Annotated in this window: 11 protein-coding genes and 1 riboswitch; of the genes, 2 read left to right on the top strand and 9 right to left on the bottom strand. The window is 43.0% G+C overall.

Annotation, left to right across the window (positions count from 1 at the left end):
- Positions 1 to 57 precede the first annotated feature (57 nt).
- Positions 58 to 501, bottom strand: coding sequence for a DUF1700 domain-containing protein (locus ACTQWB_RS00415; protein WP_441499843.1), 444 nt, complete (start codon positions 499 to 501; stop codon positions 58 to 60).
- Positions 502 to 865: 364 nt separating this feature from the next.
- Positions 866 to 985: riboswitch (ZMP/ZTP riboswitch) on the top strand.
- Between the two features lie 79 nt (positions 986 to 1,064).
- On the opposite strand from ACTQWB_RS00415, the gene ACTQWB_RS00410 reads away from it, so the two are divergent.
- Complete coding sequence (locus ACTQWB_RS00410; RefSeq protein WP_441499842.1) at positions 1,065 to 2,750, top strand: formate--tetrahydrofolate ligase; 1,686 nt, start codon at positions 1,065 to 1,067, stop codon at positions 2,748 to 2,750.
- Positions 2,751 to 2,870: 120 nt separating this feature from the next.
- Here the strand turns inward: ACTQWB_RS00410 and ACTQWB_RS00405 are convergent, their stop codons facing one another.
- The 3 genes from ACTQWB_RS00405 to ACTQWB_RS00395 form a co-directional block, all read right to left on the bottom strand.
- Positions 2,871 to 3,743, bottom strand: a complete 873-nt coding sequence (locus tag ACTQWB_RS00405) for a phosphoribosylaminoimidazolesuccinocarboxamide synthase (RefSeq protein WP_441499841.1) — start codon at positions 3,741 to 3,743, stop codon at positions 2,871 to 2,873.
- Between the two features lie 211 nt (positions 3,744 to 3,954).
- Positions 3,955 to 5,541, bottom strand: a complete 1,587-nt coding sequence (locus ACTQWB_RS00400) for a diguanylate cyclase (RefSeq protein WP_441499840.1) — start codon at positions 5,539 to 5,541, stop codon at positions 3,955 to 3,957.
- Positions 5,525 to 7,114 (bottom strand): diguanylate cyclase, encoded by a 1,590-nt coding sequence (locus ACTQWB_RS00395; protein WP_441499839.1) that lies wholly within the window; start codon positions 7,112 to 7,114, stop codon positions 5,525 to 5,527. The genes ACTQWB_RS00400 and ACTQWB_RS00395 overlap by 17 nt, the downstream gene beginning before the upstream one ends.
- Positions 7,115 to 7,348: 234 nt before the next feature.
- On the opposite strand from ACTQWB_RS00395, the gene ACTQWB_RS00390 reads away from it, so the two are divergent.
- The gene (locus ACTQWB_RS00390; RefSeq protein WP_441499838.1) at positions 7,349 to 8,173 is read left to right on the top strand and encodes a Cof-type HAD-IIB family hydrolase; all 825 of its coding nucleotides are present in this window, start codon (positions 7,349 to 7,351) and stop codon (positions 8,171 to 8,173) included.
- A 143-nt stretch (positions 8,174 to 8,316) separates the two neighbouring features.
- Here ACTQWB_RS00390 and xylB read toward each other — a convergent pair whose 3' ends face one another.
- From xylB to ACTQWB_RS00365, 5 genes are all read right to left on the bottom strand, one after another.
- Entirely contained in the window at positions 8,317 to 9,783 is a 1,467-nt protein-coding gene (gene xylB / locus ACTQWB_RS00385; protein ID WP_441499837.1) for a xylulokinase, read from the bottom strand.
- A gap of 90 nt (positions 9,784 to 9,873) precedes the next feature.
- On the bottom strand, positions 9,874 to 11,355 hold the full coding sequence (locus tag ACTQWB_RS00380; RefSeq protein ID WP_441499836.1) for an L-fucose/L-arabinose isomerase family protein: 1,482 nt from the start codon (positions 11,353 to 11,355) through the stop codon (positions 9,874 to 9,876).
- 53 nt (positions 11,356 to 11,408) lie between these two features.
- Entirely contained in the window at positions 11,409 to 12,026 is a 618-nt protein-coding gene (locus ACTQWB_RS00375) for a DUF4867 family protein (RefSeq protein ID WP_441499835.1), read from the bottom strand.
- A gap of 111 nt (positions 12,027 to 12,137) precedes the next feature.
- Positions 12,138 to 12,983, bottom strand: a complete 846-nt coding sequence (locus ACTQWB_RS00370) for an AraC family transcriptional regulator (protein WP_441499834.1) — start codon at positions 12,981 to 12,983, stop codon at positions 12,138 to 12,140.
- Positions 12,984 to 13,229: 246 nt separating this feature from the next.
- Positions 13,230 to 14,582, bottom strand: a complete 1,353-nt coding sequence (locus ACTQWB_RS00365; protein WP_441499833.1) for an MATE family efflux transporter — start codon at positions 14,580 to 14,582, stop codon at positions 13,230 to 13,232.
- Positions 14,583 to 14,595: the final 13 nt, after the last annotated feature.

The following is a 14,595-nucleotide window of genomic DNA, read 5'->3' as shown; positions in this document are numbered from 1 at the left end:
ATTACTATCTTTCAGACATTATTTTCTTATTATCTCCGGCACGAAGTGTCTTTCCCCTCAGCTGCGGTTCTTGATCAGCGATATAACAAACAAGACCACTGCCAGAATTGCAAAAAACGGAATCACAGCAACCAGAATATGGAACAGTAAGAATACAATAATCAGCAGGATCACAATTCCAAGCAGCTTACTGTACCAGGTATCGAACCGCCATACATGTACATGCTCCCCGGCCTTTTCCCCTGAATTGTCTGTATTATCTGAGTAGGTGCTGTATTCCTCGTAATCCACCTGTCCATTATCTACGTCTGTGTCCAGTAAAGTACGGGCGATCAGCCTTGGATCTCCAAGCTCTGCAAGAACCTCCTGCTCATTTCTTCCCTTCCTCACCTGGGACTGAATATAATCCTCATAATAGCGCACATGCGCAGCCACCTTGCCTTCATGCATCTGCCCGGACAACTGGCTTCTCAATGTATCCAGAAATTCTGTTCTGTTCATTTAATCATTTAACCTTTCTTATATAAAGAAACTTCACTTATAAAGAACCTTCACTGCACATTCAAAATTACAGTTCACTTCAAAAACATAACCGCCACAATATCCCATCTTCTGTTTATGTGACGTATCAGCCATACTCTGAATAGTTACATTCTAACAATACTTTCTTTCATACGCAACTATTCAGTTAATAAAATTTTTGTGAAGCGTTTCTGAACACATTCTAAAAAGAAGAAATATTTTTTGTCATCCAAAAAACTTTTGTAAATTTCCACAAATATCTATTGTGTTTTTTGACAATAATGCCGTCTGTTAATTTCTTGACAAAATGTCTTTTTAATGATACAATAGACACATCAATTGAAAAGCTTCTGAATACTGACGGATCGTGGAGTTTACCACAGGGACTTCGGGAGCAGATCAAGGAAGTTATTGTGAATGATATTTACAGTAACTTAAGGAGCCGACCGTCTGGGCAGTATTTGAATTATCAGATACTGCCCTTTTTTATCGGAAGGCATCAAACAGCCATTTAATCTTACACAACGAAAGGAGCTTTTATTATGGGGTTTAAAAGTGACATCGAAATCGCACAGGAATGCGAAATGAAACCAATTACTGAGATTGCCAAAAAGGCAGGTATTGAAGACAAGTACCTTGAGCAGTACGGCAAATACAAAGCAAAAATTGATTATAATCTTTTAAAGGAAACAGATAAAAAAGATGGAAAACTGATCCTGGTTACCGCCATCAACCCAACTCCGGCAGGAGAAGGAAAAACCACTACTACTGTTGGTCTTGCAGATGCTATGCAGCAGCTTGGTAAAAATGTTATGGTAGCTCTTCGTGAGCCATCCCTTGGACCTGTATTTGGTGTAAAGGGCGGCGCAGCAGGCGGCGGATACGCACAGGTTGTTCCTATGGAGGATATCAACCTTCATTTCACAGGTGACTTCCATGCCATCGGTGCAGCAAACAACCTTCTTGCAGCAATGATCGACAACCACATTTTCCAGGGAAATGCCCTGAACATCGACCCACGTAAGATCACATGGAGAAGATGCGTAGATATGAACGACCGTCAGCTCCGTAACGTAGTAGACGGACTTGGCGGAAGAACAAATGGTATGCCTCGTGAAGACGGCTATGACATCACCGTTGCTTCTGAGATCATGGCAGTTCTTTGTCTTGCAAGTGACATCAAAGACCTGAAAGAAAGACTTTCCAGAATCATCATTGGATATACATATGGCAAACCATCTGAGCAGAAACCTGTAACAGCAGGTGACCTTCACGCAGAGGGCGCTATGACAGCACTTCTGAAAGATGCCCTGAAACCAAACCTGGTTCAGACTCTGGAGCATGTACCGGCAATTGTTCACGGCGGACCATTTGCAAACATCGCTCATGGATGTAACTCCGTAACAGCAACCAGAATGGCTCTTAAACTTGCTGACTATGCTATCACAGAGGCTGGTTTCGGTGCTGACCTTGGTGCTGAGAAATTCCTTGATATCAAGTGCCGTATGGCTGGTCTGAAACCAAATGCAGTTGTTATCGTTGCAACTGTCCGTGCACTGAAATATAACGGTGGTGTTCCGAAAGCAGATCTGAATAATGAGAACCTGGAAGCTCTTGAGAAAGGTCTTCCGAACCTGCTGAAACACGTAAGCAATATCAAGAATGTTTACAAGCTTCCATGTGTTGTTGCAATCAACGCATTCCCAACCGATACAAAAGCAGAGCTCGACCTTGTTGAAGCAAAATGTAAAGAACTTGGTGTTAACGTTGCACTTTCCGAAGTATGGGCAAAAGGCGGCGAAGGTGGCAAGAAGTTAGCTGAGGAAGTTATCCGTCTTGTTGAGGAGCCGAACGATTTCACATATGCATATGAACTGGAAGGTTCCATCGAGGATAAACTGAACCAGATCGTCCAGAAAGTATATGGCGGTAAGAGAGTTGTTCTTACAGCAAATGCCCAGAAACAGGCAAAACAGCTGGAAGCACTTGGATTTGGCAACTGCCCGATCTGTGTAGCTAAAACACAGTACAGCTTAACCGATGACCAGACCAAGCTTGGTGCTCCGACAGACTTCGAAGTAACTGTCCGTAACCTGAAAATTTCCGCAGGTGCAGGCTTCATCGTAGCACTTACAGGAGAGATCATGACCATGCCAGGTCTTCCGAAGGTTCCGGCTGCTGAGAAGATCGACGTAGACGAGACTGGTAAGATCACAGGACTGTTCTAAATCCGTTACTATTCATAGATAATCGAAATTTCAAACAACAAACGCCCGAGAGTTTTTAAGCTCCCGGGCGTTCTTATTCCCGCTTACTGTAAAGCATATTTCAATAAAGTTATGTAAACTTTATTTCAGTTTTTCTCCTGTCAGCATCTCATATGCCTGAAGATATTTTGCAATGGTCTTGTCCACGATTTCCTGTGGAAGTGTCCAGTTATTATCCGGATTGGCTTTCAGCCAGTCACGGGCAAACTGCTTGTCAAAGGATGGCTGTCCATGTCCTGGCTCGTATCCGTCTGCCGGCCAGAATCTGGAACTATCCGGTGTGAGCATCTCATCACCAAGTACAATATTGCCATTCTCATCCAGACCAAACTCAAACTTGGTATCTGCAATGATAATCCCCTTGCTCAATGCATATTCTGCACACTTTTTATATAATGCGATGGTGTAATCACGGATCTTCTCAGCGTATTCCTGGCCATGTCCCGGATAATATTTCTCAAGATGAGTCACGCTCTGTTCGAAGGAAATATTCTCGTCATGGTCGCCGATCTCAGCCTTGGTAGAAGGTGTGTAAATAGGCTCTGGCAGCTTATCAGACTCTTTCAGACCTTCCGGAAGATTAATTCCGCAGACAGTACCATTCTTCTGGTAGCTTGCCCAGCCGCTTCCAGTGATATATCCACGAACGATACACTCAACCGGAATCATATCCAGCTTGCGGCACATCATACTGTTTCCGTCGAATTTGTCCTGCTGGAAAAACTCCGGCATATCCTTCACATCAACAGAAATCATGTGGTTCGGCAGGATGTCCTGGGTCATGTCGAACCAGAACTTGGACATCTGTGTGAGAACAGTGCCCTTTTTAGTCACTTCGTTGTTCAGGATCACGTCAAAACAGCTGATACGGTCTGTAGCAACCATGATCAGGCTGTCTCCGTTGTCGTAAATCTCGCGTACTTTGCCTTCTTTAACTGGCTTCATTTCCTGCATAGCTTTACACCTCGTCACTTTTCTATTTTATTTTTCGCTGAAAGAATTTCACTCACAGCACTTGAATATTTTACCATTTTACAGGAAAAAAAACAATTCTCTTAATTGCCGAAATCCAATACCCATTTTCTAAAAACAATGTGAATCTTACCATAGTCCAGTCCATATACCCTAAAGTATTCCAGAGTCTCTTTGAAAACCTCTGTATCCTCTATCCAAGTACATACCGGTTCTTCCCATTTTTCTTAGCCAGATACAGATTACGGTCTGCATTATGAATAAAATCCGCCAGACTGTATTCCTTTTCTGCCAGCTTATTTACTGCTCCCATGGAAATGGTCACAGTTCCAAAACCTTTATGCTTAAGGAATGGCATTTTCGCAGCATTGATCCTGTCAAAAAGCTTTTCAATAAATCGTCTCAATTCTGCATCAGACTTATCGAGTCCAAGGATCACAAATTCATCACCACCATAGCGGCTTACGAAGTATTCCTCGCCTACTGTCTCTACCAGAAGCTCTGAAATTTCCTTCAAGCATTCATCTCCCTTCAAATGCCCGTATTCATCGTTGTATACCTTAAATTTATCAATATCAAAAATACAGAGACATATCTTGCTTTTTTGGAATCTGGAAATCTCACACAGCTTGTTAAACTTCTTTTTCAGGCCATAACGGTTGCTGATTCCGGTAAGCTCATCCACCTCGCTGGTTTTCATAAGTTCCTTGGCATTTGCAGACAGCTGTTCATTTGTCATTTTCTCATATTCCAGTTTATAACGGTTATCAATCGCCCGGACGATCAGATCTTTTTCCTGTTCATTAACTATTTTTTTCAGTTCATAATAGTTGCGGTAACACTTCTGAAGTTCTCTTTTGGCACCAGTTGCCTTGCAATACCTGATCCATGCTTTAAGCAATTCCACCCGGCGTTTTAATAGGGTGTCTTCATTGTTATCTTCATCCAGGATTTCCAGCAGTTTTCCTGCTTTCTGGTACTCCTGCATTGAAATAAGCACCTTGACCAGTTCTATAAAACACCAGAAGGATTCCACCTCTTTATATGCTTCCCTGGGTAAATCCAGCATTTTCTCCGCCTGTGAAACAGCCCTCTGTCTCTCTCCGGTATAATAGCACAGCTTTATATTATGGACACTCCAGCTCACCTCAGACGCTGGAAATACAGTATCTGTCTCACTTCCCTCTTCATCAGCAGCCATATCCAGAAATTTCTTTGCTGCAGCATAATCCTTCTTTACGATGCATCCATCCGCAATATTAATGCAATATTGTTTTTTGTTATATATTTTTTTCTTCTCTTTTTCTTCCCGCTTCTTACACATTTCAAAGGCCATTTTCAGATATCTGGTAGCCCCATCCATGTCTCCTACTTTATGCAGTAGCTCTCCGATATTATTATATATCATTGCCTGCATTGCAGTATCATCCCGCTTTTTTGCGAATTTTAATGCCATATAATAATAGTCCAGTGCAAGCAGGCCATCTCCCTGATTCGCATAAATGATCGCCGTAATATTACAGTTTTTCATAAGCAGCTCTTCATACCCATACTTACGCTGAAGCTTCTCTGCCATACGCATATTATCCAGCGCTTCCTTTAGGTCCCCCATGGAGAACAAAGTATCGCCCATATATAAGCGGGCATATGCCATCAGATAGCTGTTTTCCTCATCGCTTCCCTGCTTCAATAGCTGGCAGCATATTTCATAAGCCCTCTGGGGATCTGAAAACCGGTATTCTATTACTTCTTTGCATTTTTCTTCAATCGCCCTGTTCATTCTCGTCTCCCTGCAAAGCCTCCGCAATTGCAAAATCACCCTTAAAGCCTTTTTTTAAACCATAAAGGACCCGGTCTGCCTTCTCCACATAACAGGAGAACCCTTTTGATAAAACCGGAGTTACATGTACACCGCCTATTGTCACCGTCACAAATTCTGATACCCTTGATTTCTCGTTTAAAATTGCTGCATTTTTCAGTTCACCTTTGATCCTGGCTGTCATCTGTGTGACATCCGTAAGTTCTCCACCTGTGATCGTGATCAGGAATTCATCCCCACCGTATCTGCCAACCATCCCGTTCTTCGAGACAGCCTCTTTCAGTATTTCTGCAACCCGTTTCAGGCATTTATCACCTTCCACATGGCCGTAAGTATCGTTAAATTCTTTAAAAAAATCCACATCTATGATCAAAACAGTAAATTTCTCCTGTTTCTTTTTCGCTTCCTCCAAAGCGGCGCTCATATGTTTGCGGATTCCACGCCTGTTTAATACACCGGTAAGCTCATCATACTCATTTCTTTTAAACAAAATATCCCGCCAGGCTTCCATATTTTCATGTCTGTCAGCCTCTTCCTGCAATTCCATACGTTTCTGCAGTCTCTTTACAGTAGCCTGTCTGGATGCTTTGTGGAATATCTGGTCATATTCAAAAAACAATTCATAAGCACGATCCAGTTTTTCTTCATTTCCCTGTGCCGTATAAATCTTTATTTCATAATCCAGGAGTCTGGTCCATTTTCCTGCACTTTGCACTTTTTCCAGAAGTACCTCTGCCTTTTGCGCAAATGCTTCTGCCTTCCCATACTCTTTCAGTGTCATTAATACATCAAGAATGTCAAAATAATGGGACAGCTTTTCAAACCGGTTCCGTATCTTCTCCACTTCCGTCCAGCTTTTTGCAAGTTCCCTCAGTGCAGCTTCCCGTTGCCCCTTTTGGGCATAGCAGGACGCGTACAAAAGAGGCACATCCAGAGGATCATCTTTTAACGTATCCAAAGCTTCCAGATATTCCAGTGCTTTATCCGGCTCTCCTTTTTCCAGCGCCAGTCCGGATTTCAGCATATTGTAAAATTCTCCGCTAAATGCTATATTCGTATCATTATCGCTGGCCTTTTTCGCCATCTGGTATGCACGGTTCATAGTCTGCTCTGCCTTGTCATAAGCACCAGCTTCCTTGTATACGAATGCAATATTGGCAAGAGCAGCAGAACACATTATATAATCTTCCAGCTGTTCCGCAATTTCCATTTCTTTGAAAAAGCAGTCAAGAGCCCCCTGTTCATCATCCAGACCAATATAGATCACCCCTGCCAGATTATTCAAAGTAAGGGATAATTTCTCGTATTCGCTTACCTCTTCTCCGATCAGCTGCATTGCCATATGGCACTCATCCATAGCCTGATCAAGCTGTCCCATAGAATGAAAAGCATCTGCCAGATATGTATGTGCAAATGCCCTGGAGTACTCAGTTTTATCCAATTCCAGCAGTTTCAGGCACAGTTCCCGTTCTTTTTCCGGGGACTGGTGTCTGATTTCAAGAATCTGGTCCATATAATGATTTACTTCGTCCATTGTTCCACCTTTTCGGATTATCAGGTATTTCATATACCTTAATTTTCAAGTATTTCAAACAATATAGTAATAAGATACTCGGATTGTCCATGTTCGTCAACATTTTGTCGAAAATTTCTTGCACAAAAAACAGTCCAAAAGGATTGTCATTACACCTTTTCAACCGTATAATAATAAAGTAACTGTTCAGTTCCAATCTCTGAAATTCTTCTTTTCCAAAAACAAGGAGACACTATGAAATACAAATTCGCAGCAGCCGACATGGACGGCACCCTGCTCAACGATGCCAATGAGATAACTCCGGATAACATCCAGGCAATACGAAATGCTGTTTCAAAAGGACTTATTTTCTCCATCTGCACCGGCCGTCCCATGCAAGGTGTAGAACGCTATCAGAAACAGCTTGGTATAAATGGCCCGGTGATTACCTACAATGGTGCCATGATTCTCGATTCTGCAACAGGAAAGGTTCTGTACCGCCAGGAGCTTGAACCATCTGATGCCCGTCTGATTCTGGACGCAGGAATAAAATATGATACCACTATGTGTATCTGGTCTGATAATAAATTATACGGAAACAAGCTGAATGACCGCATTTTTGAATACAGCCAGGCAACTAGGGTTGCGCCCCTTCTGATGCCAGACACAGATCAGCTTTTAGCGCAGGGGATTACCAAAATCTTATGGTATGATGACGTAGAAAGAATTTCCGAAATGGAAAAAGAGCTGCGCCAGGCAGCTCCTTCCCAAAATAAGATTCAAAATACTTTTCAAAATGTTACCTTCTGTACCTCCAAGCCCTTCTATCTGGAATTTTTCAACAGCAAGGTTTCAAAAGCTGCTGCCATTGACCGGATTGGCGAACTTTATGGCTTCTCACCAGAACAGACGATTGCGATTGGAGATGGTTTCAACGACCTTTCCATGATCCGGCATGCCGCCCTTGGCGTGGCCATGGCAAATGCACCAGATGGAGTGAAAAAGTATGCCGATTATATTACCCGGCACACAAATAACGAAAACGGTATTTCCGAGGTTCTTGATAAATATATATTATAACAAAATATACAAAAAAGTGATTGTATTAACATTTTTCCAGCTAAAACAATCACTTTTTCACAATTCCTTCTATTAACTTTTTTGCAACAAATATTCTTTTAATACCAAACGTTTATACATTTTATAATAAATATTTTCACATCTTACAGATTCTTAAACAATGGTTTCATAACCGGATACAGTTCTTTGAATTTCTGGTATCTCTCTTCATACTTAGCAGCCAGCTCTGGTGTAGGCGCTACGGTATCTACCACCTTGGCAAGTTTCTTTCCTGCAGTCTCAACATCCGGATAAACACCACATCCAACAGCTGCCAGCATAGCGCCGCCAAGTGACGGTCCTTCCTCTACTTCCAGAACGTCAACCTTGATATTCATAACATTGGCAATGATCTGTTTCCAGAGAGGGCTCTTGGCTCCACCACCACAGATCTTGGTGCGTTCAATCTTAATACCAAGGCTCTTGGCAACCTCAAGGGAATCACGAAGAGCAAAGGCAACACCTTCCAGGACAGCCTGAGTCATATCTGCTCTTGAAGTGTCCATGGACATGCCGAAAAATACGCCTCTTGCGTCTGGATCATTGTGCGGGGAACGCTCTCCCATCAGATATGGCAGGAAAAATACATGATTCTCGCCAAGCTTCTGGATTGGAGCCTGCTCTGCTGCGAAATCCTTTGTTCCAAGAATTTCCTCAGCCCACCATTTATTGCAGGAAGCTGCGCTGAGCATACATCCCATAAGATGATAGCTTCCATCTGCATGGCAGAAGGAATGAAGTGCATTGTGTTCATCCACACCGAAATTCTTGCTGGAAATAAATACAGTTCCAGATGTTCCAAGAGAAATATTGCACTGTCCATCGCCGACTGTACCTGTACCAACAGCTGCTGCCGCATTGTCGCCAGCTCCTGCGATGACTTTTACATTTTCTGAAAATCCAAGCTCTTTTGCCACTTCCGGCTTCAGAGTTCCAACAACTTCCCAGCTCTCATAAACCTTCGGAAGCTGTTCTTCTTTTACACCGCAGATCTCCAGCATTTCTTTGGACCAGCAACGGTTCTTAACATCAAGAAGAAGCATACCGGAAGCATCCGATACATCTGTACAGAAGGAACCACTTAAGCGGTAAGCCAGGTAATCCTTCGGAAGCATGATCTTTACTACTTTTGCAAATTTCTTCGGCTCATTTTTCTTCATCCAGAGAATCTTCGGAGCGGTAAATCCGGCAAATGCAATGTTTGCTGTGTACTGGGAAAGCTTGTCCTTACCGATTACGTTATTCAGATAATCGGTCTCCTCGGAGGTACGGCCATCATTCCACAAAATTGCAGGACGGATTACCTGATCCTGTGCATCCAATGTAACCAGACCATGCATCTGTCCGCCGAAGCTGATTCCTGCAACCTGAGAACGGTCAATTCCCTCTGTCAGCTCTTTCATACCAGCCATGCTCTGTGTGTACCAGTCCTCCGGATTCTGCTCAGACCAGCCCGGATGCGGGAAAAATAATGGATATTCTTTAGATACGATATTACAGATTTTTCCGGATTCTTCCATCAGAAGAAGTTTTACTGCGGAAGTACCAAGATCAACACCGATAAAATACATTTTTATCCTCCTATTTGAAAAACAGCCGTACCGCATAAAGTGGTACGGCCGTTTCTATATACGCCTATAATTTTCTATTCACTCAGCTAATCAGCCCCATGGATTCTCAGTTGGATATCTTACACCAGCTGGCTGGTTGTAACCAATCTTCTTAACATCCAGTCCGAGGAATTTCACTACTTCGTAGAAAATCTTTCCATAATGTCCAAACATAACTGCACCATGATGCGGGAAGTTTCCCTCGATCAGAACGTGACGGTAGAATCTTCCCATCTCTTTGATTGCGAAAATACCGATACCACCAAATGATCTTGTAGGTACGTCAAGAACTTCACCTTCTGCAACATAGGAAACAAGCTCTCCCTCAGAGTTGCACTGCAGACGATAGAATGTGATATCAGAAGCTGCGATATCTCCCTCAAGAGTTCCTCTTGTGAAGTCTGGCTCAGATCCTTCTGGCTCAAGAAGTCTGTGCTGGATCAGCTGATATTTAACAGCTCTGGACTCGCACATCTTACATGCAGGAGTATTTCCACAATGGAAGCCCATGAATGTATCCGTAAGCTTGTAATCATATTTGCCCTTGATGTCCTCGTCGTAGATGTACTGCGGAACGGAGTTGTTGATATCAAGCAGTGTAACAGCGTCATTGGAAATGCAAAGTCCGATATACTCGCTGAGTGCTCCATAGATATCAACCTCACAGGATACCGGGATTCCTCTGGAAGCAAGACGGCTGTTTACATAGCAAGGCTCAAATCCAAACTGTGACGGGAATGCCGGCCAGCATTTGTCAGCAAATGCAACGTATTTTCTAGCTCCTTTATGAGCCTCTGCCCAGTCAAGAAGAGTCAGCTCAAACTGTGCCATCTTCTCATTCAGGTCAGCATAATATTTGCCTTCGCCCATCTCTTTTGCCATATCAGCGCAAACCTCTGGGATACGTGGATCGTTCTCATGCTCTTTGAAAGCAACAAGAAGGTCAAGCTCAGAGTTCTCTTCGATCTCAACGCCCAGCTCATAGAGGCCTTTGATTGGTGCATTACATGCGAAGAAGTCCTGTGGACGTGGTCCGAAGGTAATGATCTTCAGATTATGAACACCGATGACAGCACGTGCAATCGGAACGAAATCAGCGATCATCTTAGCGATATCATCAGCTCTGCCTACCGGATATTCTGGAATATAAGCCTGCAGATGACGCATCTTTAAGTTATAGGAGCAGTTCAGCATACCACAGTAAGCATCACCACGTCCGTTGATCATGTCACCGTCACCCTCAGCAGCGGATACATACATGCAAGGTCCGTCGAATCTCTCAGCGATCAGTGTCTCAGGAGTCTCTGGTCCGAAGTTTCCAAGGAAAACAACAAGTGCATTACATTCAGCCTTGTTTACATCCTCGAGAGCTTTCTCCATGTCCTTCTCATTCTCAACAGTTACTGGACATTCATAAAGATCTCCTTTGTAAGCTTCCATGATTGCTGCACGTCTCTTCTCAGACAACTGAATCGGGAAACAGTCACGGCTTACTGCGATAAGTCCAAGTTTTACTACTGGTATATTGTTCATAATATGTATTCCTCCATATTTTAATATTCTAAGTTTAGAATTTAATATTCTTCTCAATCAATAGTGATATTCTCACCCTTCAGACCGTTAAATGCGCCTTCGATCTTCGCATCCTCATGTGCGATCAGCCATTTATTCTTAGCTGTCATCAGGCTGTCCTCTCCGGTCTTCTCTGTCGTGAAAGTGAGCTCAGTGTTGGTTCCTTTAGGAAGGACTACTACACACTGGAAACCGCCATCATTTACATGGCATGGTGCATAGTGAAGTGTAGTCGCATATACCTCAATTCCGGTTCCTGCCGGTACAAGGAATGCTTCAATCTTAGAGGTATCATAGGTGTGGTCCGGCTCAATGTCCTGCTGGTGTCCGATAAGAAGGACAAGATCTGTTACTGCAACATTGATCTCGGAATTACGGTGATACTCTACTGCATTCAGCTTCTTGTTATGGCCATTGCAGTATCCGATCTGGACTGGCAGTCCGCCATAACCCTTGTTCTGCAGGTCTTTCATAACATCCAATGCTTCCAGCTCCTCTACGGACGGAACATAAATGACATCCTCCGGAACCGGTGTGTGTTTCATTTCTTTAATAAGGCTTGTAAAGTCGTATCCCTCCAGCACCTGTCCGTATTTGCGGAATGCCGGATCTGTAACTTTCTGAATCTTCACGATTAACCTCCTTTTTGCCTGAAACAGGCTTTTCAAGTTGAAAAAAGCATACCATATTCTGGTATGCTTTGCGACGGTTTTCTTGTCTAATCTATAGCACTTTTTTGACATTTATTGTTTTTTGCGCAGGTCGCTTGGCAGCTCACCATACTTTTTCTGAAATTCCCTGGCGAAAGCCCTGCTGCTGGCAAACCCATTGTCCAAGGCGATCTGTCCCACTGTTTTCTCTGTATTCATCAGCTCCCGGTAAGCATAAAACATGCGGATTTCCTGCAAATATGCCTTAAAGTTAATTTTTGCATACTTTTTGAACATTCGCGACAAATAAGCATCTGAATACCCAAAAAGATTCGCCATATCGGAAAGCTTCAGTTCTTCCCTGTAATGTTCTCTCATATAAGTGGTAATTTTTGACAATGCATCCAGCCGACGGCTGTCCTGGATTTCTTCCTGAGCAGCTTCTGTCTCACGGTAGTCTTTTATCATCAGGTAAAGTATATTGTAATACAGTGCCATAGTCCGGTATTCCCAGCCTTCTTCCCTGGCCTTGTACACTTTATAAAGCTCTTCGATGAAAAATGCCAGCTTCCGGTTATCCGGTGCCTTGGACTTCTGGTCCCTGGCAACACGGGCTGCACTTGTAAAACGGATAAAACGCTGGGCTGTAAAATACTTTTCAAACTGTTTCAATGGGATCTGGAGAACCACAGTCTCATTCTTTCCCGGAGCGTGGATGGAATGGATTTCATTCGAATTGATAATGATCAGACCACCGGCTTCAAGTGGATACTCCTCTTCATTCAGAAAGAAGGTCAGTTTGCCTTTTAACACGGCGAAAATCTCGATGGAAGTATGCCAGTGCTTTTCTCTCTCGTAATTTCCACGTCCACCCTCAAACAAAAAGATTTTGAACGGAAGTCCTTCGTTGGGTATGATCAGTTCATGCTGAAATTCCATGGTTCACCTCCTGTGTTGGTTTAAATCCTCTGTCATATATATCCCCTATCCATATATTTAGATCATTTATTTTAGTTATATATTAACACGCTCTTCTCGACAGCTTCATTTTATTGTAAGGATATCATTTTATGCCATACTTTGCAATCATGTTTAGTCATACCCACAGCAAACTTTTCGTTGTGATGTTACTCTTCCATCCGTAGAAAACAGCCAGAGGCAAATTTAATTGTCCCTGGCTGTTTTTTACAGACTGATTTTTTCTAAATATACTTCCGGATTTTTTAAAATTTTTTTTAGGTAATGACCCCCCACCAATAAGCGTAACAGCAAATCCCCAAAATATCCAATCCAGATTCCTGGCAGGCCCATGTTCAGCTGGATTCCGAAAATCCAGGAAAACACCAGATTACAGATTCCACCTGCGATCACAACAAGGAAAGGAATCTTCACTTCCCCCACTCCTTTTAGCTCCACCACAAGTATGGATACCGGAACACGTAGGATTTCCAATGCCAGCTGTATGTATAGCATAACCCTGACCTGATGAATCACGCTCTGGTCCGTTGTAAACAAATCTAAGATCGGCCTGCTGAACAAAATCAGGACCACACTTACCAACGCAGTTAATAAGATGCCCACGATTCTGCTCTCTTTATCGGTCAATCGCAAGGCATCGTAATTTTTTTCTCCCAGATGCTGGCCGGTAAGAACAAATACAGCAGAACTCAATGCACTGTTGCAGATAACCATATAACCTGCAAAAGTGGCAACATAAGCTTTGACAAGCAGTGCCTGTGTTCCCAGAAGTCCCATCATGGAAACCACCATGGTCTGGATAATCAGATAACTGATTCCTTCCATCCCTCCAAGAGTTCCAAACTGCAGAACCTTTTTTAGATATTCTTTCCATTCCTTTACCGGCAGTCTGCTCCATCCATATTCCTTCCAGAAGAATTTTTTCAGACGCATGTGTAGGTAACTGACCCCACATGCCTGTCCGATAATACCAGCCATGGTATAGTACAGCAAATGCTGCTTTTCCCTTGCAATTCCATAATAGATAAAGCAATTTACAAAAAAACACACCAGATATACCGTGAAATTGCAGATCAGTACATCCTTCATTTTTCCAAAACTGCGGAAAATCGCCACGTAAGTAATCAGAAGCGATTGCATCACAGACAATCCGAAACTGGCCAGAAGATACTCCCGCCCCATGGAATATAAAGACGGATCTAACTGCATCATTTCAAAAAAACGGTCAATGTTGCACACCATAACAATACTTACCAATCCACTGAACAACAGATTGGAATATAAGATTGTCTGAATTAATTTTCTGGCCTCCTGGTTTTTGTTAGCTCCCACCATAGGAGCCAGAAGTACACTGCCTCCTATCGATATGATTGTATACAGATTTACGGTCAGCGTAACCATCTGCGACAAGCTTCCCACAACTGCCACAGCCTCTTGGGAATACTGGTTCAGCAGATATGTGGAACCAGTATTGATAAACCCGGTAAGCAAAAGTTCCAGGGCGATCGGCCAGGTCATGGAAAAAAGCCGCGCTGACTGGGTTTTCTTAAAATGAAACATATTCCAGCTATTT

The organism is Blautia sp. HCP3S3_H10_2 (genome assembly GCF_052122375.1).
In the GTDB taxonomy this organism is placed as follows: Bacteria; Bacillota; Clostridia; order Lachnospirales; family Lachnospiraceae; genus Blautia_A.
This window is presented reverse-complemented; position numbering and strand designations above follow the sequence as displayed.

Coding starts and splice junctions, on each gene's coding strand:
- ACTQWB_RS00415 (WP_441499843.1), bottom strand. CDS start 501: ATGAACAGAACAGAATTTCTGGATACATTGAGAAGCCAGTTGTCCGGG.
- ACTQWB_RS00400 (WP_441499840.1), bottom strand. CDS start 5,541: ATGAACAGGGCGATTGAAGAAAAATGCAAAGAAGTAATAGAATACCGG.
- ACTQWB_RS00380 (WP_441499836.1), bottom strand. CDS start 11,355: ATGAACAATATACCAGTAGTAAAACTTGGACTTATCGCAGTAAGCCGT.
- ACTQWB_RS00390 (WP_441499838.1), top strand. CDS start 7,349: ATGAAATACAAATTCGCAGCAGCCGACATGGACGGCACCCTGCTCAAC.
- ACTQWB_RS00395 (WP_441499839.1), bottom strand. CDS start 7,114: ATGGACGAAGTAAATCATTATATGGACCAGATTCTTGAAATCAGACAC.
- ACTQWB_RS00410 (WP_441499842.1), top strand. CDS start 1,065: ATGGGGTTTAAAAGTGACATCGAAATCGCACAGGAATGCGAAATGAAA.
- ACTQWB_RS00405 (WP_441499841.1), bottom strand. CDS start 3,743: ATGCAGGAAATGAAGCCAGTTAAAGAAGGCAAAGTACGCGAGATTTAC.
- ACTQWB_RS00365 (WP_441499833.1), bottom strand. CDS start 14,582: ATGTTTCATTTTAAGAAAACCCAGTCAGCGCGGCTTTTTTCCATGACC.
- xylB (WP_441499837.1), bottom strand. CDS start 9,783: ATGTATTTTATCGGTGTTGATCTTGGTACTTCCGCAGTAAAACTTCTT.
- ACTQWB_RS00370 (WP_441499834.1), bottom strand. CDS start 12,983: ATGGAATTTCAGCATGAACTGATCATACCCAACGAAGGACTTCCGTTC.